General features: G+C 70.8%; 27 protein-coding genes. 16 read left to right on the top strand and 11 right to left on the bottom strand.

Annotated features, from left to right (window positions below):
- Entirely contained in the window at window positions 1–2,676 is a 2,676-nt protein-coding gene (locus JNX00_RS07810) for an Ig-like domain-containing protein (protein ID WP_204744600.1), read from the top strand.
- Window positions 2,677–2,697: 21 nt separating this feature from the next.
- Here the strand turns inward: JNX00_RS07810 and ylqF are convergent, their stop codons facing one another.
- Window positions 2,698–3,639 carry a ribosome biogenesis GTPase YlqF gene (ylqF, locus tag JNX00_RS07805; protein ID WP_204744599.1) on the bottom strand — a complete coding sequence of 314 codons (942 nt, stop codon included), beginning with the start codon at window positions 3,637–3,639 and terminating at the stop codon, window positions 2,698–2,700.
- 138 nt (window positions 3,640–3,777) lie between these two features.
- On the opposite strand from ylqF, the gene JNX00_RS07800 reads away from it, so the two are divergent.
- Window positions 3,778–4,260 (top strand): hypothetical protein, encoded by a 483-nt coding sequence (locus JNX00_RS07800; RefSeq protein WP_070400558.1) that lies wholly within the window; start codon window positions 3,778–3,780, stop codon window positions 4,258–4,260.
- 20 nt (window positions 4,261–4,280) lie between these two features.
- On the opposite strand, the gene gshA is transcribed toward JNX00_RS07800, so the two are convergent.
- Both gshA and JNX00_RS07790 read right to left on the bottom strand, forming a co-directional pair.
- The gene (gshA, locus tag JNX00_RS07795) at window positions 4,281–5,849 is read right to left on the bottom strand and encodes a glutamate--cysteine ligase (protein WP_070400559.1); all 1,569 of its coding nucleotides are present in this window, start codon (window positions 5,847–5,849) and stop codon (window positions 4,281–4,283) included.
- Between the two features lie 34 nt (window positions 5,850–5,883).
- Window positions 5,884–6,870: a tRNA-dihydrouridine synthase gene (locus tag JNX00_RS07790; protein ID WP_204744598.1), complete on the bottom strand. Its 987-nt coding sequence runs from the start codon at window positions 6,868–6,870 to the stop codon at window positions 5,884–5,886.
- Between the two features lie 58 nt (window positions 6,871–6,928).
- Between JNX00_RS07790 and JNX00_RS07785 the strand changes: the two genes are divergently transcribed.
- The 5 genes from JNX00_RS07785 to JNX00_RS07765 all read left to right on the top strand — a co-directional run bounded on the left by JNX00_RS07785 (window position 6,929) and on the right by JNX00_RS07765 (window position 11,586).
- Entirely contained in the window at window positions 6,929–7,594 is a 666-nt protein-coding gene (locus JNX00_RS07785; protein ID WP_070400561.1) for an RluA family pseudouridine synthase, read from the top strand.
- 25 nt (window positions 7,595–7,619) lie between these two features.
- A complete protein-coding gene (locus JNX00_RS07780; protein ID WP_070400562.1) occupies window positions 7,620–8,396 on the top strand; it encodes an SDR family NAD(P)-dependent oxidoreductase in 777 nt (258 codons plus the stop codon).
- 74 nt (window positions 8,397–8,470) lie between these two features.
- Window positions 8,471–9,655 (top strand): beta-ketothiolase BktB, encoded by a 1,185-nt coding sequence (bktB, locus tag JNX00_RS07775; protein ID WP_070400563.1) that lies wholly within the window; start codon window positions 8,471–8,473, stop codon window positions 9,653–9,655.
- A gap of 8 nt (window positions 9,656–9,663) precedes the next feature.
- Window positions 9,664–10,851, top strand: a complete 1,188-nt coding sequence (locus tag JNX00_RS07770) for a serine hydrolase domain-containing protein (RefSeq protein WP_204744597.1) — start codon at window positions 9,664–9,666, stop codon at window positions 10,849–10,851.
- A 186-nt stretch (window positions 10,852–11,037) separates the two neighbouring features.
- Window positions 11,038–11,586, top strand: coding sequence for a DUF6622 family protein (locus JNX00_RS07765; protein ID WP_204744596.1), 549 nt, complete (start codon window positions 11,038–11,040; stop codon window positions 11,584–11,586).
- Window positions 11,587–11,614: 28 nt separating this feature from the next.
- On the opposite strand, the gene JNX00_RS07760 is transcribed toward JNX00_RS07765, so the two are convergent.
- The 4 genes from JNX00_RS07760 to JNX00_RS07745 all read right to left on the bottom strand — a co-directional run bounded on the left by JNX00_RS07760 (window position 11,615) and on the right by JNX00_RS07745 (window position 14,926).
- A complete protein-coding gene (locus JNX00_RS07760; RefSeq protein ID WP_204744595.1) occupies window positions 11,615–12,511 on the bottom strand; it encodes a cytochrome c in 897 nt (298 codons plus the stop codon).
- 102 nt (window positions 12,512–12,613) lie between these two features.
- Window positions 12,614–13,351, bottom strand: coding sequence for a glucose 1-dehydrogenase (locus JNX00_RS07755; RefSeq protein ID WP_204744594.1), 738 nt, complete (start codon window positions 13,349–13,351; stop codon window positions 12,614–12,616).
- 106 nt (window positions 13,352–13,457) lie between these two features.
- On the bottom strand, window positions 13,458–14,357 hold the full coding sequence (locus tag JNX00_RS07750; protein WP_070400568.1) for a LysR substrate-binding domain-containing protein: 900 nt from the start codon (window positions 14,355–14,357) through the stop codon (window positions 13,458–13,460).
- A gap of 5 nt (window positions 14,358–14,362) precedes the next feature.
- Complete coding sequence (locus JNX00_RS07745) at window positions 14,363–14,926, bottom strand: DUF2889 domain-containing protein (RefSeq protein ID WP_070400569.1); 564 nt, start codon at window positions 14,924–14,926, stop codon at window positions 14,363–14,365.
- A 93-nt stretch (window positions 14,927–15,019) separates the two neighbouring features.
- On the opposite strand from JNX00_RS07745, the gene JNX00_RS07740 reads away from it, so the two are divergent.
- From JNX00_RS07740 to JNX00_RS07720, 5 genes are all read left to right on the top strand, one after another.
- Window positions 15,020–15,553 (top strand): cupin domain-containing protein, encoded by a 534-nt coding sequence (locus tag JNX00_RS07740; RefSeq protein WP_204744593.1) that lies wholly within the window; start codon window positions 15,020–15,022, stop codon window positions 15,551–15,553.
- Between the two features lie 94 nt (window positions 15,554–15,647).
- Entirely contained in the window at window positions 15,648–16,517 is an 870-nt protein-coding gene (locus tag JNX00_RS07735) for a DUF2167 domain-containing protein (RefSeq protein ID WP_204744591.1), read from the top strand.
- Between the two features lie 11 nt (window positions 16,518–16,528).
- Window positions 16,529–17,290, top strand: a complete 762-nt coding sequence (locus JNX00_RS07730) for a hypothetical protein (RefSeq protein WP_204744590.1) — start codon at window positions 16,529–16,531, stop codon at window positions 17,288–17,290.
- The gene (locus JNX00_RS07725; RefSeq protein WP_204744589.1) at window positions 17,275–17,586 is read left to right on the top strand and encodes a hypothetical protein; all 312 of its coding nucleotides are present in this window, start codon (window positions 17,275–17,277) and stop codon (window positions 17,584–17,586) included. Before JNX00_RS07730 ends, JNX00_RS07725 begins: the two co-directional genes overlap by 16 nt.
- Window positions 17,580–17,777 (top strand): DnaJ domain-containing protein, encoded by a 198-nt coding sequence (locus JNX00_RS07720; protein ID WP_204744588.1) that lies wholly within the window; start codon window positions 17,580–17,582, stop codon window positions 17,775–17,777. Before JNX00_RS07725 ends, JNX00_RS07720 begins: the two co-directional genes overlap by 7 nt.
- Window positions 17,778–17,929: 152 nt before the next feature.
- Here the strand turns inward: JNX00_RS07720 and JNX00_RS07715 are convergent, their stop codons facing one another.
- Window positions 17,930–18,673: a 2OG-Fe dioxygenase family protein gene (locus JNX00_RS07715; RefSeq protein WP_204744587.1), complete on the bottom strand. Its 744-nt coding sequence runs from the start codon at window positions 18,671–18,673 to the stop codon at window positions 17,930–17,932.
- Between the two features lie 101 nt (window positions 18,674–18,774).
- Between JNX00_RS07715 and JNX00_RS07710 the strand changes: the two genes are divergently transcribed.
- Window positions 18,775–19,605, top strand: a complete 831-nt coding sequence (locus JNX00_RS07710) for a DUF2189 domain-containing protein (protein ID WP_204744586.1) — start codon at window positions 18,775–18,777, stop codon at window positions 19,603–19,605.
- Here the strand turns inward: JNX00_RS07710 and JNX00_RS07705 are convergent, their stop codons facing one another.
- The 3 genes from JNX00_RS07705 to JNX00_RS07695 form a co-directional block, all read right to left on the bottom strand.
- On the bottom strand, window positions 19,606–19,968 hold the full coding sequence (locus JNX00_RS07705) for a hypothetical protein (RefSeq protein ID WP_070400576.1): 363 nt from the start codon (window positions 19,966–19,968) through the stop codon (window positions 19,606–19,608). It lies immediately after the preceding gene.
- 96 nt (window positions 19,969–20,064) lie between these two features.
- Window positions 20,065–20,283 (bottom strand): hypothetical protein, encoded by a 219-nt coding sequence (locus JNX00_RS07700; protein ID WP_139147105.1) that lies wholly within the window; start codon window positions 20,281–20,283, stop codon window positions 20,065–20,067.
- A 5-nt stretch (window positions 20,284–20,288) separates the two neighbouring features.
- On the bottom strand, window positions 20,289–22,010 hold the full coding sequence (locus JNX00_RS07695) for a long-chain fatty acid--CoA ligase (protein ID WP_204744585.1): 1,722 nt from the start codon (window positions 22,008–22,010) through the stop codon (window positions 20,289–20,291).
- Window positions 22,011–22,233: 223 nt separating this feature from the next.
- Here JNX00_RS07695 and JNX00_RS07690 point away from each other — a divergent pair, with 223 nt between their 5' ends.
- The 3 genes from JNX00_RS07690 (at window position 22,234) to JNX00_RS07680 (ending at window position 25,664) form a co-directional block, all read left to right on the top strand.
- On the top strand, window positions 22,234–23,271 hold the full coding sequence (locus tag JNX00_RS07690) for an amino acid ABC transporter substrate-binding protein (RefSeq protein WP_204744584.1): 1,038 nt from the start codon (window positions 22,234–22,236) through the stop codon (window positions 23,269–23,271).
- A 105-nt stretch (window positions 23,272–23,376) separates the two neighbouring features.
- Window positions 23,377–24,555, top strand: coding sequence for an ABC transporter permease subunit (locus JNX00_RS07685; RefSeq protein ID WP_239478275.1), 1,179 nt, complete (start codon window positions 23,377–23,379; stop codon window positions 24,553–24,555).
- A gap of 5 nt (window positions 24,556–24,560) precedes the next feature.
- Window positions 24,561–25,664, top strand: coding sequence for an amino acid ABC transporter permease (locus tag JNX00_RS07680; RefSeq protein WP_204744583.1), 1,104 nt, complete (start codon window positions 24,561–24,563; stop codon window positions 25,662–25,664).
- The last annotated feature ends 9 nt before the right edge of the window (window positions 25,665–25,673 follow it).

The raw sequence follows: 25,673 nt of genomic DNA, 5'->3' as shown, positions 1-25,673 counted from the left end.
ATGCGCCTCGTCCCTCGCTTCGTTCCCTGGTTCGCGCGGCCGCTCGTCCAGGGCCTTCTCCAGCGGCCCTGGCGGTGGCTGCTGCTCCTGCTCGCCTCCCCCTTCGCGTGGGCCGCGGGCGTGAGCATCAACCACCTCACGATCACCAACGTCCAGCAGCTGTCGTTCGCGCAGGCCCGGTTGGACGTGCCGGTGGGTGCGCAGGTCACGCAGACCGCCACGGTGCGCCTGAGCCCGGGCGCGGTCACCTACCGCAGCGGCGACACCGCCGTGGCCGCAGTCAATGCCCAGACGGGCCAGGTCAGCGGCGTGCTGTCGGGCGAGACCACCATCGTCGCCACGCAGGCCGCCTCGCCGCCCTATCCAGCCGCCAGCGCCAGCTACACCATCAGGGTGAAAGGCCAGCCCATCCGCTTCAACCCTTGGCAACTGGCCAGCGTGGCATACGGCGTACCGTCCTTCCAGATCGCACCGCCCACCTCCAACGTCCAGGGGGCGACCATCGTCTACAGCCTCAAGGACAAGACCACCGCGGTAGCCAGCATCACCGAGCAAGGCCTGGTCACGGTGAAAGCGGTCGGCAAGACCACGATCGTGGCCACCCAGAGGCCGCTCGGCGCCTACGACGGCGGCACCACGGAGGCCGAGCTCGAGGTGACGGCGATCACGGGCCTGAACGACAGGGAGATTGCCTACACCCCGGTCCCCATCGACCTGCCGCCCCAGCTGGGCGGCCAGCCGGTGACCTACTCGAGCGGCGCCCCGGCTGTGGCGACCGTCATGGGCACCAGCGGCCAGCCCCAGGTGTCCCTCAAGGGCCTAGGCCAAACCCAGCTCAAAGCCGCCAATGCCGCGGGCACCGTGATCGCCACGGCCACCTGGACGGTGATCGCGGCGCCATCCGGCCTGAGCCTGGCCAACGTGACGCTCCCGTCCACCGCCTTTGAAACCACCCTGCAAGCGAGCTCGAACAGCCCGGGCGCCATCAGCTACAGCCTCCCGAGCCAGGACAGTCCCAACATCGCCGAGCTCAGCCCGAGCGGGCATCTGCTGGTCAAGGGACCGGGCACCGTCCAGGTGCAGGTGTCACAAGCGGCCAGCGGACCGTATGCTGCCGCCAGCATCACGGCGTCCGTCACCATCAGCGATGGCCGGCCGGGCGTCGTGATCACCTCCTGGCCCACTCAGGTCTTGCACGCCAACGACACCTTCGAGGTGCGCTACCGCGTCAACTATTTCCCCGGCGGGGTGAGCGGCGGCGTCTATTCGTACAGCAGTTCGACCGGCTGGCGCGCCGACAGCAACGTCCAACGGGTGTCGTACACCCCGCCAGCGGCGCCCGGCCAAGAGGGCGTATTCGTCTTCAAGGTGGTCGACCACCCCCTCACGGGAGGCTACCGGTTCGCGCTGACCTACGTGGCCGGCCCCTTCGGCGACGGCCTCGAATGGGAGCTCGACAACCCGGACGTCTACCGCGACATCGCGATCCAGTACGTCAACCCGCACCCGCTCAACCTGGGACCGGCGTGGCAGATGGTGTACGGCGACAAGCCGGTCATGCCCCCGACCTACGACGACGCCGGGAACCCCATCCCCGCCAACGATCCCCGCTACTGCCCCTATTTCATGTCCAGCAACCCGAACGTGCTGCGCGGCGTGGGCGTTCCTTTTGGCAGCGCGGCGTACGACAAGGACCATTGGGAAACCACGGGCGTTGGCCAAACCACCATCAGTTGTGGCAAAACCGGCGACTACCTGAGCACCACGCTGACGGTGATCGGCGCCGACCCCCGGCTGCAGGCCTTCCCGGCGGTCACCCTGGGCATGGATTCGAATCCCTATCCGCTGCTGCCAGCGGCGTCGCTCAACCCCTCGACCGACTGGCGCTACGAGATCGTCCAAACCCCGGGCCAACCCGTGGTGGCCAAGATCCAGAACGGCCAGGTCGTGCCCCTGGCGGCCGGTACGGCCACCCTGCGCGCCACCCAGGCGGCCAGCAACAACTTCCGAGAAGCCTCCATCGATGCCACCTTGACGGTGACGCCGGCCCAGGCCAGGGTGTTCGACAACATCGTGGCCACCTTTGGCGACCCCGACTTCGACGTCCCGCGACCGCAGGGCATCCCGGGCAACGCGCCGGTGTCGTACCAGTTCCCGCAGGCGGGCCAGGACGTGGCCACCCTCATCGGCTCAAAGATCCACATCCTGCACGCGGGCACGACGCCCATCCAGGCGGTGGTCGGCGGCACCACGTACACCGGGACGCTCACCGTGAACAAGGCCAAGCCCCGGTTGTTCTTCTACTTCACGCCGCGGCTCTTCTTTTCGTCCACCTGCGGACAGGAATGGACCTGGCCCATCGCCAACCAGGGCACCAACAACACCGTGGGCGGCACCCTGATCACGAACAGCGATGGCCCCTTGTTCTACCCCATGGGTTCCGAGCCGGGCAACATAGGCAATGCCGGGCCCAACCAGTTCAAGCCCTACTACCTGCGGTGGATAGGCCACCGGGCCTATACGCCAGAGATGGCGGTGTGGAGCGATGCCTGGGTGGAGCAAGGCGCCACCCGGGACTTCGAAGCCGCGACCAGCGAGAAGATCCAGTTTTCCGTGTGGGGGAACGACCGCGTGATCTTCGCCAACGGACAGTGGATCTTGTCCTGCAGCCAATGAAGCCCCGGCGGCCGCGACACCTCAGCGCCGCCGCGGCCCGCGCGGCGGCCGCCGCTCCTGCAGCCGCTCCTGGCGGCGTTGCGCGTCCGCCGCCTGTCCCGCGCGCAGCCATTGCAGGTACTGCTCGGGCGTCTCCAGCGTGATGCGCCCCATCAGCGTGGCGCGGAAGTCGCCGATCACCAGCTCGGCGGCCTTCTGCGCGTCCACGCGCCCACCGCTCACCAGCGCGCCGCGCTGGCGGCCGATGGCTTCGAGCAGTTCTTCCGCCGGCGCCTGGGCCAGCGCCTCGGCCGTGAGGCCGAAGCCGTAGCGCGCGAGCAGCAGCGCGGGATAGGCGAGCTTGAGGTTGTCCAGCAACTCCAGCGCCACCTCCTGGTCGTCGTAGGCGTTGCGGCCCACCGCCCCGCTGGCCGCCAGGTGAAAGCCACTCTGCGGGACGATGATGCGCGGCCACAGCATGCCCGGCGTGTCGTAGAGGTAGAAGTCGTCGGCCAGCACCAGGCGCTGCTCGGTGCGGGTCACCCCGGCCTCGTCACCGGTCTTGGCCGAGCGTTTGCCGACCAGGGTATTGATGAGCGTGCTCTTGCCCACGTTGGGAATGCCGCAGATCAGCACCCGCAGCGGCTTGACCATGCCGCCGCGGTTCGGCGCGAGTTCTCGGCAGGCCGCGATCAGCGCGCGCGCGGGCGCCACCACGCCCGCGTCGAGCGGGATGGCGCGGGTGCCGGGCTGGGCGTTGTAGTGCGCCAGCCAGAGCGCGGTGCGCTCGGGGTCGGCCAGGTCCTGCTTGTTGAGCACCTTGAGCGAGGGCCGCTTCTTGGTGAGCTCCCCCAACAGGGGGTTGGCGCTGGAGCCCGGCAGGCGCGCGTCCAGCATCTCGATCACCACGTCGATGGACTTCACGCGCTCGGCGATGGCCTGGCGCGTGAGGTGCATATGACCGGGGAACCACTGGACGCTCATGGGAAGACGGGCGGCGAACGGACGCGCCGCCAAGGGGCTGGAAGGTCGCGCATTGTGCCTTGGTGTAAGCCCGTAGGCCGCCCCCGGGTGGCCTGCCTAGAATGCCCCGTCCCTCCTCCCACCCCGCGAAAGGCGCCCATGGCCATCACCGTCAAGATCGACCTCGGCTACGAATTCGCCGTCAAGGCCAAGGCGGCCGATGTGTTCAAGCTGCTGTCGGACGTGCCCGCCTCGGTCGCGCACTTCCCCAAGGTCGAGAAGCTCACCGATCTCGGCGGCGGCAGCTACCAATGGGAGATGGAGAAGGTCGGCACGGCCCAGGTCAACATCCAGACCGTGTACGCCAGCAAGTACACCAGCCAGTGGAACGACGCCAAGGGCACGGGCACCGTGAAGTGGGTGCCCGTCAAGGGCGTGGGCAACGCCCAGGTGGGCGGTCACTGGAAGATCAGCGACCAGAAGAAGTCCACCGCGATCGAGTTGGCCATCGAGGGCACGGTGGACGTGCCGCTGCCCAGCCTGATGAAGATGGTGGTGGCGCCGGTGGTCGAGGCGGAGTTCGAGAAGCTGGTCGACAAGTACATCGCCAACCTGGTCAAGAAGTTCGGCGGCGAGGCCTGAACGATGGTCTGAGCGGGCCCTCAGGCCGCCAGCGCCTGGCCCTGGCCCGCCACCGTGCGCGGGCGCCCCAGCCGCTCCGCGGACACGTATTCCTGCCGGTACACCTCGAAAGGCAGGGTGTCGGCCGCCTCGATGGCGCGCTGGTCGTCCCACGACCGTTGGGCCAGCGCCTCGAAGCGCGACTGCTGCGGCTCGCCCCAGGGCAGGCCCAGCAGCTGCCGGTGCGTCAGCGCCGATTGCCCGCGCACGAAGGCGACGAAGGAGTCGTCGTGGTGCGCCGACATGGCGTGCAGCACGCGCGCCGAGGGCAGCAGGTCGGGTTGGCGCAGCGTGCTGCGCGCGTGCGCCACGGCCAGCGCGTGCGCGTCGGTGCCATCCAGTTCGTCCAGCGCGTCGGCGATGGGCTGCAGCTGCTCGACGATCTCCAGGCCCCAGTCGCCGAGCTTCACGGGCGCGCCGCGGCGCAGCAACTCCAGGCCCGGCTCGCGACCGCGCGCGGCCGTCAGGTGCTGGTTCTGCGCCAGCTCGCGGATCTCGCTGGGTGTGTCCGGGGGGCTGTCGCTCAGCAGGCAGTGCAGCAGGAACACGTCGAGGAAGCGCAGCGTCATCGCATCGATGCCGATGGGCTCGAAGGGGTTGAGGTCCATCAGCCGGACCTCGATGTACTCCACGCCCCGCTCGCGCAGCGCGTGCAGCGGGCGCTCGCCCGGGAAGATCACGCGCTTGGGGCGGATGGTGCCGTAGAACTCGTTCTCGATCTGCAGCAGCGTGGTGGCGAGCTGGTTGTAGTCGCCCCCCGGGTTGCGGATGCCCACGGTTTCGTACGCGGGCCAGGGCCGCGTGAGCGCGTCGTGCAGCGAGGCCGCATAGCCCTCCAGGCCGTTGTAGCTCACGGCCAGCGTGCCCTGCGCCTCGCTCTGGTAGCCCAGGCGGCCCATGCGCAGCGAGGTGCCGTGCGGCATGTACAGCGTGCCGCTGGCGCCGAGCTTCTGCAGCTCGTGGGGGCGGCCCTCGACGAAACTCGAACACACCGCCGGCGAAGCGCCGAACAGCGTGAGCAGCAGGAAGGCGTGGCGGCGGAAGTTGCGGATGAGCGAGAAGTAGCCCTCGTTGTCCACGCCAGGCAGCGACCAGTTGTAGTGGATGCCCGAGATCGTCTGCATGCGCCGGCCGTAGCGGTGGGCCAGGCCCATGCGGTAGACGCTCTTGGCGCGGCCCACGTTGGACGAACCGTAGCGGCCGATGGGAATGGTCTCGTCGGGCGGCAGGCCACAGGGCATGCTCGACACCCACAGCCGCTCATCGCCCTGCGCCTGCAGCGCGCGCAGCACGAACTGGTGGATTTCGGTGAGCTCGGCCAGGCAGCTGTCCACGCTGGCGTGCACGCCCGTGATGAGCTCCAGCTGCGACTCGCTGTAGTCGGTGGTGATGTGGGGGTGCGTCAGCGCGCTGCCCAGCGCCGCCGGGTGGGGGGTGAGCGCCAGCTTGCCATCGGGCAAGGAGCGCAGGCTCTCCTTCTCGATGCCGCGGCGCATGCCCCGAAGTCGCTCGGGCCCCAGGGCGGCCAGCCGTTGTTGCAGTGCGGACATAAAGCAGAGACTCTTGCGAAGCGGGGGCCGGAAGTTAACACGGCTGCGCGGATTCTGCCGAGGCCGCTTCCCGGCATCCCCAGGCGGCCTGGGCCCGTGCGATCCAGGCCTCGATGGCCTGCGGGTCATGGTGTAGGCGCAACTCGTCGAAGGCGGCCTGCGCCTCGGGGTGGCGGTGGCGCAGGTAGTTGAGCCACTGCTTGAGCCGCCCCGCGCGGTGGCGCCGCTCCACGCGCGCGCTCACGCGGGCCCAGAACTGCGGCAGCAGCGGCACCACGCGCGACCAGGGCACGCCGCCCTCGCCGCGGATGGCCGAGGCCAGCCCCGGGTCGGTGATCTGGCCGCGGCCGATCATGAGGTGCTCGCAGCCCGTCACGGCCGCGCAGCGCCGCGCGTCCTCCACGCACCAGATCTCGCCGTTGGCGATCAGCACCGGCCGCTGCGCGGGCAGCGCCTGCGCCACCTGCGCGATGCGCTCCCAGTGCGCGGGCGGCTTGTAGCCCTGGGCCTTGGTGCGCGCGTGGATCACGAGCTCGCTCGCGCCCGCGTCGGTGATGGCCAGCGCGTTGTCCTCGGCGCGCGCGTCGTCCATGTACCCCAGGCGCATCTTGGCCGACACGGGGATGTGCGCCGGCACCGCGCGCCGCACCGCCGCCACGATGCGGCCCACCAGCTCGGGCTCGTCGAGCAGGACGGCGCCGCCCCGGCTGTTGTTCACCGTCTTGGCCGGACAGCCGAAATTCAGGTCGATGCCCGGCGGCTGCAGCGTGGCCAGGCGCGCGGCGTTCTCGGCCATGAGCGCGGGGTCGGAGCCCAGCAGCTGCGGGCGCACGGGCACGCCGGCCACGGTGCGCCCGCCGTTCAGCAACTCGGGCACCACGCGGATGAACGCGCGCTCGGGCAGCAGGGTGTTGGTGATGCGGATGAACTCGCTGGTGCAGCGGTCCACGCCACCCAGGCGCGTGAGCACGTCGCGCAGGGTGGCGTCGAGCAGGCCTTCCATGGGAGCGAGCAGCAGCATGGGGCGTATTGTCCCGTGCCGCGCCGCCGCCCCCGGGCGGCGGGGACAATCGCGCTCCATGGACGTTGTCGACGATTTGCGCGTGGTGCACGAGGACGAGGCCTTGGTGGTGCTGGACAAGCCCTCGGGCCTGCTGGCCGTGCCGGGCCGCGGCCCGGACAAGCAGGACTGCCTGAGCGCGCGCGCCCAGGCGCGCTGGGCCGACGCCCTGATCGTGCACCGCCTGGACATGGCCACCTCCGGCCTGGTGGTGATGGCGCGCGGCCTGGCCATGCAGCGCGCCCTGTCCCTGGCCTTCGAGAAGCGCCGCGTGCACAAGCGCTACACCGCCGTGGTGGCCGGGCGGCTCGACAACCCCGACCCCGGCAATGGCTGGCAGACCATCGACCTGCCGCTCATGATCGACTGGCTCAACCGGCCGCGCAGCATCGTGCACCACGGCATGGGCAAGCCCAGCCTGACGCGCTGGCGGCTGGCCGGCGATGACCCAGCCCCGCGCACGGGCTTGGTCACGCGCTTAGAACTGGAGCCCGTGACCGGCCGCACCCACCAGCTGCGCGTGCACCTGCAGGCCATCGGCCACCCCATCGCAGGCGACCCGCTCTACGCGGACGGGACACAACGCGCCCTGGCCGAGCGCTTGCTGCTGCACGCGGGCTGGCTCGCCCTGCCGCACCCGCTCAGCGGCGACACGCTCGAACTGCACAGCCCCTGCCCCTTCTGAACCCCGAACCGAACGAGACAGCCACATGACGACATCGCATCTCACCATCCTCACCGGCGCCTCGCGCGGCATGGGCCAGGCCATGGCGCGCCAACTGCTGTCGCGCGACCGCGTGCTGCTGTGCCTGTCGCGCCAGATCAGCGACGAACTGCAGGCCGAGGCCGAGCGCCTCGGCGCGCCGCTGACCCAGTGGTCGCAAGACCTCGCCGATACCCACGGCGCGCGCGAGCGCCTGGCGAACTGGCTCGCCGGCCTCGACCCCAAGGCCCTCGCCAGCGCCACGCTCATCAACAACGCGGGCGTGATACCGGCCATCGCGCCGCTGGGCGACTGCCCGCCCGAAGGACTCAGCACCGCCCTGCGCGTGGGCCTGGAGGCCCCCATGCAACTCACGGCCGCCTTCCTCGCCGCCACGCGCGCCTGGGCGCGGGCGGGCTGGGGCGGGCCGCGCAAGGTGCTCAACATCTCCTCCGGCCTGGGCCGCAACGCCATGGCCTCGCAAGCGCCCTACTGCGCGGCCAAGGCCGGGCTGGACCACTTCACGCGCTGCTGCGCGCTGGAAGAAGCGCCGCAGCCCAACGGCGCCAAGCTGGTGTCGCTGGCGCCGGGCGTGATCGACACCGACATGCAGGTCCAACTGCGCGCCGGCGAGGCCAGCGCCTTCCCCGACCGCCAGCGCTTCGTCGACCTGCGCGAGAAGGGCATGCTCAGCACGCCCGAGGACGCGGCCCGCCGCGTGCTGGCCTGGCTGGGCCGCGCCGATTTCGGCCAGAACCCGGTGGCCGACGTGCGCGACGCCTGAGCGTCGCCGGCCCTGTTGCCCCTGCGCGCTACCATGGCCGGCTTCCCCTCCCCCTTTCGATCCCTGGAGTTCACATGAGTCGAGACGTCTACGTCGTCAGCGCGGTGCGCACCGCCATCGGTACCTTCGGCGGCAGCCTGAAAGACACGCCACCCACCGCACTCGGCGCGCTGGTGGTGCGCGAATCGCTCGCGCGCGCCCAGGTCGGCGGCGAGGACGTGGGCCACGTGGTGTTCGGCCACGTGGTGAACACCGAGCCGCGCGACATGTACCTCTCGCGCGTGGCCGCGCTGGACGGCGGTTGCGCCCAGGGCACGCCGGCCTTCAACGTCAACCGCCTGTGCGGCTCGGGCCTGCAGGCCATCGTCTCGGCCGCGCAGGGCATCCTGCTCGGCGACACCGACATCGCCATCGGTGCCGGCGCCGAGAACATGAGCCGCGCGCCCTATGCCAGCCTGAACACGCGCTTCGGCGCGCGCATGGGCGACGCCACGCTGGTCGACATGATGGTCGGCGCCCTGCACGACCCCTTCCACAAGATCCACATGGGCGTGACGGCCGAGAACATCGCCGCCCGATGGGGCATCGGCCGCGAGGAGCAGGACCAGCTGGCCGCCGAAAGCCACCGCCGCGCGCAGCGCGCCGTGGAATCGGGCCACTTCAAGGACCAGATCGTTCCCGTGATGCTCAAGGGCCGCAAGGGCGAGGTCGCCTTCGACACCGACGAGCACTTCCGCCCCAACGCCACGGTGGAGGACATGGCCAAGCTCAAGCCGGTGTTCCTGAAGGACAACGGCACGGTCACCGCGGGCAACGCGTCCGGCATCAACGACGCCGCCGCCGCCGTGGTGCTGATGAGCGGCGAGCAGGTGAAGGCGCGCGGCCTCAAACCCCTGGCCCGCCTGGTGGGCTATGCGCACGCCGGCGTGGACCCCAAGTACATGGGCATCGGCCCGGTGCCGGCCACGCAGGCCGTGCTGAAGAAGACCGGCCTGAGCGTCCAGGACCTGGACGTGATCGAGGCCAACGAGGCCTTCGCGGCCCAGGCCTGCGCGGTGATCCGCGACCTGGGCCTGGACCCGGCCAAGGTCAACCCCAACGGCTCGGGCATTTCGCTGGGCCACCCCATCGGCGCCACCGGCGCGCTCATCACGGTGAAGGCCCTGCACGAGTTGCAGCGCCGACAGGGCCGCTTCGCGCTGGTCACCATGTGCATCGGCGGCGGCCAGGGCATCGCCGCCGTCTTCGAACGCGCCTGAGGCCGCGCATGCACGGACTGCCGACCGCCGCACCGGCGGACCTGGGGCTGTGCCCCGAACGCACGCAGGGCATCGTGCAGGCGCTGCAGCGCGACGTGGACCGCGGCCGCCTGCCCGGCGCCGCGGTGCTGCTGGCGCGGCACGGCCGCGTGGTGCTGGACGCGGCCGTCGGCCACCTGGACCCGGCGCGCGACACGCCCATGGGCACGGATGCGATCTTCCGCATCTACTCCATGACCAAGCCCATCGTCTCGGTGGCGGCCATGCGGCTCGTCGAGCAGGGCCGGCTGTTGCTGAGCGATCCGGTGGGCCGCTACATCCCCGGCTTCTTGCGACAGCAGGTGGCCGTGCCCGGCCCGCACGGCGTGGCGCTGGTGCCCGCCGCGCAGCCAGCCACCGTGCAGGACCTGCTGCGCCACACCGCCGGCCTCACCTACGAATTCACCGGCAACGGCCACGTGAACGCGCTGTACGCCCAGGCCGGCCTGGGCAGCCGCGACCAGACCAACGCCGAGCTCTGCGAGCGCCTGGCCGCGCTGCCGCTGGCGCACCAGCCCGGCAGCGCCTGGGCCTACAGCCGCGCCACCGACGTGCTGGGCCGGGTGATCGAGGTGATCACCGGGCAGGCGCTGGGCGAGCACCTGCGCGAGACCATCCTGCAACCGCTGGGCATGCGCGACACGGGCTTTCACGTGCCCGCCGAACACCACCACCGCATCGCCGAGGCCTTCGGGCACGACCCCGACGGCGGCGTGCAGATGCCCATGCACGACCCGCGCGAGCGGCCCCGGCTGGAGATGGGCGGCGGCGGCCTGATGTCCACCGCGCACGACTACGCGCGCTTCCTGCAATGCCTGCTCAACGGCGGCGCGCTGGACGGCCATCGCCTGCTGTCGCCGCACACCCTGGCCTTCATGACGGCCGACCACCTGGGCGCCAGCGTGGCCCACGCCGACAACCCGCTGCTGCCGCCCGGCCACGGCTTCGGCCTGGGCTTCGCGGTGCGCACCGCCTTGGGCGAAGCCAGCGTGCCCGGTTCGGTGGGCACCTACCACTGGAGCGGCATCGGCGGCACGCACTTCTTCGTCGACCCGGCGCTGGGGCTGTTCGCGATCTTCATGGCGCAGGCACCGAACCAGCGCATCCATTACCGGACGGTGATGCGGGGCCTGGTGTACGCGGCGGTGACCGGCTGAGGCGCGGGCCTGGTCGCACCGCGCCGCGCGCCAGCGCGGCAAACGACCCCATCCCGTTCACTCCGCCGGGACGGCAATTCGCGGCGCCCCGGCGCCGTTTCGTCGCAAGGGCGTGGCCCCGGCCGGGCGCGCGACGCACAGTGCGGCACCGCTGACCCCACCCCTTGTCCCTCGCCGGAGATGCCCATGCTGCTGCAACTGCTCGCCAACCACCCCGAAGCCATCGGCCCCATCCTGCGCGGCACGCCCGCCTGGGTGTGGGGCCTGCTCGCGGGCCTTCTGGCGCTGGGCGCCAGCCAGCTGCGCGAGCGCACCGCCAGCGTGGCCCGGGTGTCGCTCATGCCCGCGGCCATGACCGCCTTCTCGGTCCTGGGCACCTGGTCGGCCTTGAGCGCCTCGCCGCACCGGGCCGGCGCGGTCGCGGCCTGGCTCGCCGCCGCGGCCCTGGCCTTCGCCCTGTTCGCGCGCCGGCGCGCGGCGGCGCGGTTCGATCCGGTGCAACGCACCTACCGCCTGCCGGGCAGCACCGTGCCGCTGCTGCTGATCGTCGGCATCTTCCTGGTGAAGTACGGGGTGGGCGTGGAGCTCGCCATGGCGCCGCGGCTGGTGGACGGCGCGCCGTACGCGCTGGGCGTCGCGGCGCTGTACGGCGCGTTCACCGGCGCCTTCGTCGGCCGGGCCTGGGGCCTGTGGCGCCTGGCCTGGCGCCCCGCCGCCGCCAGCGCCACCGCCTGAAACGGCCGCCTGCAACCGGCGCGGCGCCTCAGCCCCGTCCCGGCAAGGCCTTCAGGTACAGGTGCAGGGCCCGCAGATCGGTCTCGCTCATCTGGCCCAGCGAGCCGAAGGGCATCACCTGCACCGCGCTGCCGTCCGGCCGCTTGCCGCTGCGAAACATCGCGATCAGGGACTCGGGGTCGGGGTAGCGCGCCATCGCGCCGCCCGGGCCGGGCCGCAGATCGGCGGCCGGCGGCCAGTCGGGCGGTCCGCCCGGGATCTTGCCGCCGCGCAGGCCCTCGCCGTGGCAGCCCAGGCACATGTTGGCCACGTACTGGCCGTGCGCCAGCGTCACGCCCTCGGGCACGGGCGGCTGCGGCGGCCGTGAGTGGTCGATGCGCGAGGCGGCGTCGGGAATCAGGCCAAAACCGTACATCGCCTTCACCGGCAGCGGCAGGCGGACCACCGCGCCCTGCCCGTTCGCGGGCGGCAAGGAACGGATGTAGGCCACCAGCGCGGCCAGGTCGTCGTCGGTGAAGCGGTTGTAGTCCTCGCTGGGCATCACCATCAGGGCGCGGCCCGCCGGGTTCACGCCATGGCGGATGCTGCGTACCCAGTCCACCGGCTGGTAGGCGCCCACCACGCCGCCGGGACCGGTGGTGATGTTCGGGCCGGCGATGGTGAGGCCGCCGTCTTCCACGAAGGTGCGGCCCGCGCCGTTGGCCCCGTGGCAGTCGACGCAGCCGCGCGAGCTGAAGAGGTAGCGCCCGCGTTCGACCGAGGCCGCGTCGGTGCGGTAGGCCACCGGCTGCACCGGCACGTCGACCTGGCGCGCCATGCGGCGCTCGGCCAGAAACAGCCCGGTGGCCAGCGCCGCCGCCACCAGCAGAACCAGCGCGCCCAGGCCCAGCCCGAGCGCGCGCACCCATCGCCGCTTGTTCGCCATCTCCGCCTCCTCGTGTGGGGAGTCGCGATTGCATGCGCGTTGCGGCGCGCCGTCAAGCACCCCGGCGCCCTTCGGCGCGCCGTCGGGGCGGCGGCGCCCCGCTCAGACCCGGCCCCCATCCACCAGGATGCTGCGCCCCGTGATCCAGCGCGCGTCGTCCGAGCACAGGAACGCCACCGCATCGGCGATGTCCTGCGGCTCCGCCAGTCGACCGAGCGGGGTCAGCCGCGTTTCGCCCTCCAGGTAGTCGGCGGGCAATCCGGCCGTCATGTCGGTGCGCGTGACCGCCGGTGCCACGGCGTTGACGCGGATGCCGCGCGCGCCCAGCTCGATCGCACAACCGAGCGTCAGGCTGTCGACCGTCGCTTTGCTGGCCGAGTAGCTGACGGTCTGCGGCTCCGGACGCACCGCCAGGCTGCTGGAGACATTGACGATGGCACCGCCCGAAGCGGGAAAGTGGTCCAGCGCCGCCTGCGTGCTGGCCAGCACGCTCCAGGCGTTGGTGAGCAACTGGTTCTGGAAGGACTGGCGGCTGATCCGGCCCACCGGTTCGCTGTGGAAGACGCCGGCGTTGTTGACCAACACGTCGACGCGCCCGAAACGGGCCGCCACCTCGCGCAGGGCCGACCCGACCGCCACCTCATCCGCCACGTCGGCCCGAAAAGCCTCTGCTTCGCCACCGCTGGCCCGAATGGCCTGCACCGTGGCGGCGGCCGCCGCGCCGTTGTCGCGGTAGATCAAGGCCAGCCGTGCGCCGTCGGTCGCCAGCCGGCGCGCGATGGCCGCGCCGATGCCGCGCGAGCCACCCGTGACGATGGCGACTTTTCCAGACAACTTCATGTTCGCTTCCTTTCCACGATTGAGAGAGAAAGCCAACGATAGTCAGCGCCCCGCGGCGCGGGTAGTCCGCCCCAACGCGACACGGGGTTCCAGAAATGGAACGCCTTCAGGCGCCGCCGCGGAATCGCTCTTGCAGAAAGTCGATCAGGGTGCGCACCGCGAAAGCCAGCCCGCGCCGGCTGGGGTATATCGCATACACCGTGGACGCCGGTGGCTCCAGCCCGGGCAGCAGTTCAACCAAGGCGCCGGTGCGCAGTGCGTCGATGCAGGCCTCGCGCGGGATCTGGGCCACACCGGCGCCGCCCAACAGGGCTTCGCGCAAGGCCAGCAGGTTGTTGCTGACGAAGCGGGCCTGCGGCTGGTAGTTCAGTTCGTGCCCGTCGGGTCCACGAAAGACCCAGGGGCGAACGGTCTCGCCCTGAACCTGCGCGATCAACGGATAGCCGCCGAGCTCGGCGATCGAGTGCGGCGCGCCGTGGCGCTCGACCAGGGCCCGGTGGCCCACCAGCACCATGCGCCCGGTGCCGATCGGCCGGGCCACGAGATCCGCCGCCGCCAGCGGCGCCGCCGACACCCGGATCGCCAGGTCGATGCGCTCGGCCAGCATGTCCACGTAGTGGTTCGACAGGTCCAGCGACACCGTGACCTTCGGGTACCGGTTCATGAACTCGGCCAGCCAGCCCGCCAGGAAAAGCTCGCCTTGCAGCAGCGAGGAACTCACGCGGATCAGGCCGCTCGGCTCGGCCTGCGCCTCGCTCACCGTGGCCCGCACGGCGTTCGCCTCGTCGGCTATCGCGCGGGCGTGCCGGTGGACGCGCTCGCCCACGTCGGTGAGGTGGAAAGCGTGCGACGAGCGCTGCACCAGGCGCACGCCCAGCTCCTTCTCCAGCGCGGCGATGCGCCGGCTCAGGCGCGACTTCGGAACGCCCGTGCTGCGCTCGGCCGCCGAAAACCCGCCGGCATCGGCCACGCGCAGAAACGCCATCAGGTCGTCGAGCCGGTCCATCCGTCTCAGCTGCCCTTGGCGGGCACCGGCTGCGCTCGCCAGCGGAAGAACATGGGGTAGACCTTCTCCACCACCGGTCCGTCGAAGTCCCAGGACACGCACTGGCCCAGGTGAGCGGGCGGGCGGCCGTCGCCGGGCGGCGCGAACGAGCCGGCGCGGGTCTGCATGGCCGCCGTCGCCAGGTTGTAGAGCAGCTCGCGCAGGTGGGTGCAGCCGTCGGTGTGGCCCAGGTGGCGCTGGATGGTCTGGCGCCAGCCCTTGCCCAGCACCTCGCCCACCATGCGCCGCATGTTGGGCAGGATGCTCGGGCAAGGGCCGTGCGGGAAGGCGTCCATGGCGACGGCGATGTCGCGGATCACCATGTCTTCGCCATAAGTCACGCGGATGCGCATGTGGTGGATGGGCTCGTCGGCCGCCCAGTGGCCCTCGCCGCGGATCTCGAAGTCGAAGGGCTTGCTGTCGTGCAGCTCGCCTTCGATGTCCCATAGGCCATCGTCGCGGCGAAAGCCCTGGTAGGTGACGCGGCGGGTGTGCATGGGCGTGCGCGGAGCGGGGGTGGGCAAAGGCAAGGCGGCTCTCCGGGTGCGGGAAAACCCGCAATTGTCGGGTCAACGGGCCGCACGCGCTGGCACACTGGTGTCTTGTCCCCCGAGGAGCGCGCCATGGCCCACGATCACCCGCACGACCATACCCATGACCACGACCACCCGCACGACCACGGCCACCCGCCCGAGGGCGCCCGCTGGAAGCACGACGGCGTGCGCGTGATCCCGGGCAACCAGCTCGACGGCAATGTGCCCTCCACCCCGGGCATGGACCGCAAGGCCGCGATCAACTTCGCGCGCGTGGGCGCGCAGAAGCTGTGGGCCGGCACCGTCACCATCCACCCCGACGCCAAGACCGGCGCCCACCACCACGGGCACCTGGAAAGCGTGATCTACGTCGTCAAGGGCCGGGCGCGCATGCGCTGGGGCGAGCACCTGGAGTTCACGGCCGAGGCCGGGCCGGGCGACTTCATCTACGTGCCGCCCTACGTGCCGCACCAGGAAATCAACGCCAGCCCCACCGAGGTGCTGGAGTGCGTGCTGTGCCGCAGCGACGGCCAGGCGGTGGCGGTCAACCTCGACATCGAGCCGGTGGAAAAGCCGCAGACGGTGCTGTGGGTCGACCCGACGCACCCCACCGGGGGGGTTTGAGCGCGCGCCGATCGTTCGCGCCTTGACGGCGTCGACGCCTTCGGCGGATAACCCTCCGCCCATAACAGCACATTCCTCGAGGGAGGGGATACCCATGACAAACCGATACCACTCGGCCCTGGTCCGCTTGGCGCTGGGCAGCGCCCTGGCACTGGCGGCCGGCGCGCTCACACTGGCGCAAGCGCAGGACAAGGACGCCGCCCAGGCGGAGATGCAGCGAAAGCTGGCCTCGCTGTCCTGGTACACGCCGGGGCAGGTCGGCGACATCGCCGGCAAGGCCACCTTCGCCGCGAACGAGAAGTACACCTTCCTCAACCCGGCCGACACCGACACCTTCCTCCAGCTCAACGGCAACCCGCCCCAGCGCGGGGCGTACACGGTGGCCAGCACGCAGACCGACTGGTTCGCCATCCTGAACTTCGCCCCCGAGGGCTACGTCAAGGACGACGAGACGATCGACGCCGACGCGCTGTTGAAGCAACTCAAGGACAACAACGGCCGCGAGTCCGAGGAGCGCCGCAAGCAGGGCTACCCGGTGCTCACGCTCACCGGCTGGGCGATCGCGCCGCGCTACGACGCCCAGAACAAGCGTCTCGAATGGGGCACGCTGCTGCGCGACGAGAGCACCCAGCAGATGCACGCCAACGTCAGCACCAAGGTGCTGGGCCGCAGCGGCTACACCAACGTGGTGCTGGTGACCTCGCCCGACACCGTGGAGCGCGACCTCGCCGATTTCAAGACGGCCCTGGGCGGCTTCAACTACGTCTCCGGCGAGAAGTACAGCGACTGGAAGCAGGGCGACAAGGTGGCGGCCTACGGCCTGGGCGCGCTGGTCCTGGGCGGCGCGGCCGCCGTGGCCACCAGCAAGGGCGGGCTCAAAGCGCTCGGCATTGCCGTGCTGGGCGGGCTGGCCGCGCTGTGGGCTGGCATCAAGCGCTTCCTGGGCCGCGGCAAGAAGTCCTGAGCCCGCCGCCCGTGCCCCACGAAATCGCCCTGTTCTGGCTCGTCGTGGCCGGCTTTCTGCTGGCCGACAACCTGGTCTTCGTGCCGGCGGGCTGCGAGCTGCTGCGCTTCGGGCGCCGGGGGGCCTTCCGGTACGACGCCAGCGCGCGGCTGACCGCAGCGCGCCGCGAGGTCGTGCTGCTCAATCCTCTGAACCTGTTCGACCGGGCGCTGATCACCACCCGCTGCTTCGGCGACGTCGAGCCGCGGCAGTGGCGCCAGGGCCGTTCGCTGGTGCGCTCGGCCCTGGCCACGCTCAATGGCCTGAGCGCGCTGGGCTACTTCTACATGCTCATCACCGCCTGCCTGGCCGCGGTGTCGTTCCACCTGCCGTTCACCCTGGTGTTGCTCGGTTTCGTGGTGGTGCATCTGCTGATGTGGACGCTGAACACGGCCGCGCTGGTCGCCCTGCGCCACCGGCTCGGCCTAAGCGGGTACGACACCTTCGTGCTCTGCGTCGAGGCCATCTTCGTGCCGGCCTATCTGATGAACATGGGCAAGCGCGCGGTGCACAAGAAGCGCATCGCCATTTCCGCTTTGGGCCTGGGCCTGCGGACGCTCAAGCGCACGGACGACGAAGGCGAGCGCGAACTGCTGGCCATTCGCCTGCGCGAAAGGCTGCAATGGCTGGGCATGACGCAGGGCCATGAAGTGGACGACACCTGTGCCGCCGCGCCAGCGCTCAGCAGCACCCAACAATGGATCTCAAGGGCCGAGGCATGTTTGACGACCTGAGCACTCAGGAGTGGTTCTTTCTCGCCCTGGCGGCCGGCACCGGCTTCCTGGTGGTGCGCCACTTCATGGACAAGCTGTCGGATGGCACGGGCAAGGGCGCGGGCCCGCAGCAGGCGGCACCCGCGCCCCCCACCCGGGACGGGGCCGATCAAACCTCCTGGTTTCGCGGCGACGCGCAAGCGGCCGACGGCGCCGGGGACCAGGGCTTTGCCCGCGGCGGCGAGCGCGGGGGTGACGACGGTGGCGCCCACGCCCCCCCCGCGACACGCCCGCGGCGCCCTGGTACCAGGTGCTAGAGGTCAGTCCGACGGCCCCGGCCGGCGACATCAAGGCCGCCTACAAGCGCAAGATCCGCAAGTACCACCCCGACAAGGTCGCAGGGCTGGGCCCTGAGTTCATCGCCATTGCCGAAGCCAAGGCCCAGGAAATCAACCGGGCCTATCAACAGGCCTGCGCGGACCGCAGCATCACCGACTCGCCGCCCTGACCCCGGCCGGCCGGACCGCGACCTGAGTGCGGCGGACGGCGTGCCGGGGTGGCGGCGCGCGAACCACAGGGTCATGGCGTCGGCCTTGAGCCGGCGCGCCCAGGCCGTCAAGCGCCCGATGGGGCCACCGACCATGACGGGACGCGCCGCGCTCAGTCGCCCTGAAAACCGCCCGCCCGCAGCGTCACCACCAGCGTATCGCGCCAGCCGTGGCCGTCCGCCGGGTCGGGCTGGATGGGCGTGCTTTCGTGGATCACGCGCTGATCGTCCAGCAGCAGCAGCGACCAGGGGTCGCGCAGGGTGAAGCGCTGGCCGCTGGGGCCGTTGGCCTCGAACACCCGGCTTTCGCCGCCCTTGATGGCGTGGCGTCGCACCAGGAACACCGCCACCAGGTCCACGCCGTCGCGGTGCGCCCCCTCGGGCGTGGGCCGACCGATGCCGTCGGTGGTGTCGATGCGGAAGGGGTGCGCCTCCACATACCAGGGCTGCTCGCCACGCAAGGCGCTGGCCGCCGCCGCCAGGCGCCGCAGCAGCAGCGACCAGGCGGGCGCGTTCGCCATCGCGGCCTCCATGGGCTCGAACCAGCGCTGCATGCCGCCGTGCAGGGCGTTGTATTCCACCGGTTGCCAGTGCGCGCGGTGCGGCTCCAGCGCCACGCGCTCGCCGTCCACCACGAAGCAGCTGTGGCGGCGCTGGCGGTAGCGGCCGCCGTCCTTCAGGTAGGCGTCGGGGGCCAGCCGGTCCCAATGCGGCTCCAGCGCGCGCAGATCGGCCAGCGGCACGCCGATCCAGGCGGCGCTGTCCTCGCCGCTGAGCAGGCCCACGCCGCGCTCGCGCAGGGCGGTGTCGATGGCGTTGGGGGAGAGGTAGGGAGGGGAGAACTCGGCGGCGCTCATCGGCTGCGGTTGGCTGCGGCAAAGGGAGCCGCGAGCATACGCCGGGTCGCCAAGGGTAAGCCCGCATCGGGGAATACCGGCGCCGATGGCCCAATGCCGCCATGACCGCCACCGCCGACCCCACCCCGCCCGAGGCGCCCCCGCCCAGCGACGCGCCGCGCGAGCCCTCGGTGTTCGAGCTGCCCATCGCCGACCTGCGCCCCGCCGACCCGCTGCGCTGGCTGCGCGCCGGCTGGGCCGACTTCCTGCGCTGCCCCGGCATCGGCCTGTTCTACGGCGCCTGCTTCTTCGCCATGGGGCACGCGCTGCTGGCCGTGTTCCGCGCCGCGCCGGCCTACGTGCTGGCGCTGTCGGCGGGCTTCCTGCTGATGGGGCCCTTCCTGTGCCTGGGCCTGTACGACGCGAGTCGCGCGCTGCAGCGCGGCGAGCCGCCCTCGCTGGGCCGCTCGCTGCGCGCCTGGCTGCCCACCAAGGGCACCATGGCCCTGTTCGCCGGCGTGCTGCTGGTGCTGGAGATGCTCTGGGGCCGCGCCTCGCTGGTGGTGTTCGCGGTCAGCTTCACCACCTTGCCGGACACGCAGCACCTCCTCGGCCAGATGCTGCGCGGGCAGCACCTCGAGTTCCTCATCACCTGGACGCTGGTGGGGGCCCTGTTCGCCGGGCTGATTTTCGTCACCAGCGTGGTGAGCATCCCCATGATCCTGGACCGCGGCACCGACGCCATCTCGGCCGGCCTCACCAGCATCCGCGCCTGCCTGCAAAACCCGGGCGTGATGCTGTTCTGGGGCCTGCTGATCAGTGCCACCGTGGCGCTGTCGATGCTGCCCTGGTTCCTGGGCCTGCTGGTGAGCGGCCCGGTGATCGGGCACGCCAGCTGGCACGCCTACCGCGCCACGGTGGCGCCGGGTGAAGCGACCGCGCGGGCGCCCTAGTCAGGCACCGTGGTGGGGCCGGCGGCGCTCGCGCCGGCCGGCCGCCGCGCCCAGCAGGGCCGGCTCCACCAGGCCTTCGAACAGGGGCTGCAGCTTCATGACGCGGTCCATGGCGGCCCGCTCTTCCAGGCCGCGGCACAGCCACTGCAGGAGGTCGGGGCGCATGAACCACAGGGCGCGGGCCGATTCGGCCACCAGCAGGCGGTGGCGCAACTGCTCGGCCTCCCATCCGCCGTCTTCGCCGACCAACGCCAGCATGGCCTTGCGCACGCGCGCCAGGCGGTAAGGGTCGTCGTCGTGGCGGTTCTCGCCCTGCAGCCGCTGGGCAACGGTGTCGAAGAGCGTCGAGAGGAACTGCTTCATGCCTGGGCGGGTGCGATTTCTGTCTGTGGTTGTGGGCACAACGGCGGGCGGCGCCCGCCATTCCAGCACAAAACGGCCATTTTGTAACCGTCCTTGTCAGCCCTCGCCGCGCCACAGGCGCGCGAGCAGCCACCATGAGAGGAGCGTGTTCGTCAGCGCCAGCAGCCCGAGCATGAGGCGCAGGCCGGCCGGCGGCTCGTGGATCTGGATGAACAGCACCAGGGCGCTGGACAGCGCCTGAAAACCCAGCATGAGCCAGAACAGGCCCTTGCGCGGCTGCCACACGCGGCGAAAGGCGTCGGTGAGGGACGGCATGCCGCTCATTGTGCCCGGGCGGGTTCGGTGCGCTCGAGCTCGCGCTCCTGCAGCCAGCGCCACATCACCTTGCCGCTGCCGCTCTTGGGCAGGGCGTCGGCGAACGCCACTTCGCGCGGGCACTTGTAGGCGGCCATGTGCTCCCGGCACCAGGCCAGGATGTCGGCCTCGCTGGTCTTGCCCTGGGCGTCGGCGCGCAGCACCACCACGGCCTTCACGCTTTCGCCGCGGTAGGCGTCGCGCGTGGCGATGACGCAGGCCTCGGCGATGGCGGGGTGTTTGAACATCAGCGCTTCGACCTCGGCCGGCCAGACCTTGAAGCCACTGGCGTTGATCATGCGTTTGAGGCGGTCGGTGAGGAAGAAGTAGCCGTCCTCGTCGATGCGGCCCAGGTCGCCCGAGCGGAAGAAGCGCTTGCCCTCGATGTCGATGAACGCCGCGGCCGTGGCCTCGGGGCGCTTCCAGTAGCCGTCGAACACCATGGGGCCATGGATCACGATCTCGCCGGCCTCGCCCACCGGCAGTTCGCGCAAGGTGTCGGGGTCGACCACGCGGGCGTCGCAGCTCATGAAGGGAATGCCCAGGCACTGCTGCTTGGGGTCGTCCGGCGGGTTGCTGTGCGAGGGCGCGGCGGTTTCGGTGAGCCCGTAGCCTTCCGCGTAGCGCAGGCCGAACAGCTCCAGCAGCCGCTGCGCCACGGCCTGCGGCATGGCCGCGCCGCCGCCGCCGATGTAGACCAGGCTGGACAGGTCGTAGCGCTCGAAGCTGGGGCTGGCGAGCAGGTCGATCACCATGGTCGGGATGTTGGTCCAGTGCGTGACGCGCCAGCGCGAGATCAGCCGCCCCGCCAGCTCGCGGTCCCAGCGCGGCATGAGCACGATGGTGGCGCCGCCGTAGATCGCCGTGTGCATGCCCGACACCATGCCGGTGATGTGGAACAGCGGCACCACCAGCAGCGACACGGCCTCCGCCGTGCTGTTGCCCCACAGGGCGCCGGCGACCGCGTTGTGCATGAGCGTGCGGTGCGGGTGCATGCAGCCCTTGGGCAGGCCGGTGGTGCCGCTGGTGTAGGGCAGCACGGCCAGGTCGTCGGGGCCGCGGTTGTGCTCGGGCAGCGGCGCGGTGCTGGACAGCGCCTCGGCCCAGGTGGCCACGCTGCCGCCCGCCAGCGCGGGGCGTTCGTGGCGCGCGCCCAGCCAGGCCTGCCAGGCGGGCGGCACGTCCGCCGCCGGGCCGATGGCGTCGGCGTAGTGCGTCACCACCAGGTGGCGCAGCCGCTGCGCCTCGGGCAGCGCGGCGTCGGCCTTGAGCAGTTCGCCGGCGAGATCGGCCGCGCAGAGCGCCACGCGCGCGTCGGGATCGGTGATGTAGTGCCCGAGCTCGTCGGCCTTGTTCATGGGGTTGACCGGCACCACCACGGCATTGGCGCGCAGCACCGCGTAACAGGCCACGACCCACTGCGGGCAGTTCTGCATGAACAGCAGCACGCGGTCGCCGTCGCGCACGCCTTGCGCGCGCAGGTGCGCGGCCAGGCGTTCGGCCTGGGCCAGCAGCTCGGCGTAGGAGGTGCTGAGATCGAAGAAGACCAGGGCGGGCTTGTCCGGGTAGCGCCGCGCGCTCACCACGAGGTTGTCCCACAGGGAGGTTCGGGGTGTCCGAATGGCGTAGGGCAAACGGCGGGGCCAGACGCGGTGGTGCGCCCGCGCCGGTGGATCCTGAGGGCTCATCTCCGCGGGTCTCCGGTGGTCGTCTGTCGTGGCACGAATTCTGCGTTGCCCTCCGGGGGCGCAGTCGTGCGGATTGTTCAATAAAGCATCGGCATGGCACTCCCACGTAAACCCCGATCCCCGGTGGAAAAAGCGGGGTCTACATTGGCCCGCTTGCGGCTGGGCACCGAACAGGTGCCTGTCCGTTCGTGTTCGACAACTGACACTGACTACGGAGTACCCGATGAATCTCAAGGCCCTGAAGCTGACCGCCCTGACCCTGGGCACCACGGCCGCGCTGCTCGCCCTGCCGGCGCACGCGGGCAAGGACCTCGACGCGGTCAAGAAGCGCGGCGAACTCAACTGCGGCGTCAACACCGGCCTGCCCGGCTTCTCGGCGGCCGACAGCCAGGGCAAGTGGAGCGGCATGGACGTGGACGTGTGCCGCTCGGTCGCCGCCGCCATCCTGGGCAACCCCGACAAGGTGCGCTACGTGCCGCTGACGGCGCAGCAGCGCTTCACCGCCCTGCAGTCCGGCGAGATCGACCTGCTGGCCCGCAACACCACCTGGACGCTCACGCGCGACGCCTCCCTGGGCCTCACCTTCGTCGGCGTCAACTTCTACGACGGCCAGGGCTTCATGGTGCCCAAGAAGCTCAACGTCAAGAGCGCCAAGCAGCTCAAGGGCGCCACGGTCTGCGTGCAGTCGGGCACCACCACCGAACTCAACCTCACCGACTACTCGCGCGCCAACAACCTGGGCATCAAGCCCGTGGTGTTCGAAAAGCTCGAGGCCGCTCTCGCCGCCTACTCGTCCGGCCGCTGCCAGGCCTACACCACCGACTCCTCTGGCCTGGCCTCCTCGCGCGCCAAGGACATGGCCAAGCCCGATGACCACGTGATCCTGCCCGAGCTGATTTCCAAGGAGCCCCTGGGCCCGGCCGTGCGCCGTGGCGACGACGACTTCGCCGCCATCGTCAAGTGGGTGGGCTTCGCGCTCATCGAGGCCGAGGAGTACGGCATCACCCAGACCAACGCCGACGAGCTCAAAAAATCCAGCACCAACCCCTCCGTGATGCGCCTGCTCGGCATGGGCAACGAGGACACCGGCAAGCTGCTGGGCCTGGACAAGGAATGGGCCTACCGCGCCATCAAGGCCGTGGGCAACTACGGCGAGCAGTTCGAGCACCACGTTGGCCCCAAGACCGCCATCGGCCTGCCGCGCGGCATCAACAACCTCTGGACCAAAGGCGGGGTGCTGTACGCCCCCCCGATCCGCTGAACCACGCCGGGCCGCCACCGCGGCCCGGCCTTGGTGCGGCCCGCAGCGATGCCCGTCGCTGCGGGCGTTCTTCGTTCCTGTCATTTCTTCGTCGCGAGGTCACCGTTGACCACCCCCGCATCCCCCCCACCCCCGTCCCGGCGCTGGTCGCTCAACAGCCGGGCCACGCGCGGCGTGCTGTACCAGTTGCTCGCCCTGGCCCTGCTGGGCCTGGGCCTGTGGTACCTGGCGCACAACACCCAGGCCAACATGCAGGCGCGCGGCATCCAGAGCGGCTTTGACTTCCTGGGCGCCAGCGCCGGTTTCGACATCGGCGAAACCCTCATCCGGTACGACCCGAGCCAGAGCTATGGCAAGGCCATCTGGGTCGGCGTGCTCAACACCGTCAAGGTGGCCCTGGCGGGCATCGTCTTCACCACCCTGCTCGGCGTGGCCCTGGGCGTGGGGCGGTTCTCGCGCAATGCCCTGGTGCGCGGCCTGTGCTACGGCTATGTCGAGCTCTTCCGCAATGTACCGCTGCTGCTGCAGTTGCTGATGTGGTACCTGGTCTTCATCGAGCTGTTGCCCGCCTCGAACGAGGCCATGTCGCTGGCCGGCCTCGTCTTCCTCAGCAAGGGCGGCCTGTCGGTCCCCTGGCCCACGGCCGGCGTGGGCGCGGTGATCGCCGGCCTGGCCGTGGGCGCGGTGGCCGGCGTGCTGTGGCGCCGGCGCGTGCAGCGGCGCTTCGAGGCCACCGGCCAGGACGGCGACCGCCTCTGGGTGCCGCTGGCCCTGCTGCTGGTGTGCGCCGTGCTGGGCTGGGTGGTGGCCGGCATGCCGCGCGAGTGGAGCGTGCCCGAGCAGCTGCCCTTCATGGTCGACGGCGGCCTGGCCCTCACGCCCGAGTTCCTCGCGCTGCTCATCGGCCTGACCACCTACACCGCGGCTTTCGTGGCCGAGGTGGTGCGCGGCGGCATCCAGTCGGTGAGCCGCGGCCAGGACGAGGCCGCCTCCGCGCTGGGCCTGAACCCGCGGCAGAAGATGAAGCTCGTGGTGCTGCCCCAGGCCATGCGCGTGATCATTCCGCCGCTGACCAACCAGTACCTCAACCTCACCAAGAACTCCTCGCTCGCGGTGGTGGTGGGCTACCCCGACGTGGTCTCCATCGCCAACACCACCATCAACCAGAGCGGCCGCGCGGTGGAGTGCATCGCCATCATCATGCTGGTCTACCTCAGCACCTCGCTCACCACCTCGCTGCTGATGAACTGGTACAACCGCCGCATGGCGATCAAGGAGCGTTGATCGCCATGGGCACGCAGTTCCAACCCATCGCGCCCCGGCCCTCGCCGGTGCGCCAGTCCGGCCCCCTGGTGTGGGCGCGCCGCAACCTCTTCGCCGACTGGAAATCCAGTCTGTTCACGCTGATCATCGGCGCGGTGCTGGTGTGGGCGCTGCCCAGGCTCTGGCAATGGGTGATCGCCGGCGCCGTGTTCCAGCCCGATCCCAACGCCTGCCAGGCCGCGCGCGGCGTCGGCGCCTGCTGGGGCGTCATCGCCGAGAAGTACCGCGTCATCCTGTTCGGCCGCTACCCCTACGACGAGCAGTGGCGCCCGCTCGTGGCCACGCTGCTGATGGTGGCCACGGTCGTGGTCAGTTGCATGCGCGTCTTCTGGACGCGCTGGCTGGCGCTGATCTGGGTCGCCTCCCTGGCCGGCTTCTTCGTGCTCATGGGCGGCGGCGTGCCGGGCCTGTCCAAGGTGCGCACCGAGCTCTGGGGCGGCCTGCCGCTCACGCTCATGCTGGCCGTGCTGTCGCTGTTCCTGGCGTTCCCGCTCGCGGTGCTGGTGGCCCTGGGCCGGCGCGCCAGGCTGCCCGCCATCCGCACCATCAGCGTGCTCTATGTCGAACTGGTGCGCGGCGTGCCGCTGATCTCGGTGCTGTTCATGGCCTCGTTCATGTTCCCGCTGTTCGTGCCCCAGGGCGTCACGGTGGACGTGCTGGTGCGCGTGGTCGCGGGCCTGACGCTGTTCATCGCGGCCTACATGGCCGAAACCGTGCGCGGGGGCCTGCAGGCCGTGCCCAAGGGCCAGTTCGAGGCGGCCGACTCGCTGGGCCTGGGCTACTGGCAGGCGCAGCGGCTCATCGTGCTGCCGCAGGCCCTGTCCATGGTGGTCCCCAGCATCATGAACACCTTCATCTCGCTGTTCAAGGACACCTCGCTGGTGACCATCGTCTCGCTCTACGAACTCACCGGCGCGCTCGCCCTGGCCCTGAACTCCGACGTGCAGTGGCGCCCGTTCAAGCTCGAGGCCTATTTCTTCATCACGCTCATCTATTTCTCCGGCTGCTTCGCCATGTCGCGCTACAGCCTGTGGGTCGAAAAGCAGCTTGCCGCCAGCAAGGCGCGCTGAAAGCACAAC

The sequence above is a fragment of the Hydrogenophaga sp. YM1 genome (assembly GCF_016903055.1).
GTDB classification, from domain to species: domain Bacteria; phylum Pseudomonadota; class Gammaproteobacteria; order Burkholderiales; family Burkholderiaceae_C; genus Hydrogenophaga; species Hydrogenophaga borbori.
The sequence above is the reverse complement of the archived record's forward strand: the minus strand, read 5'-3'. Positions and strand labels throughout refer to the sequence as shown.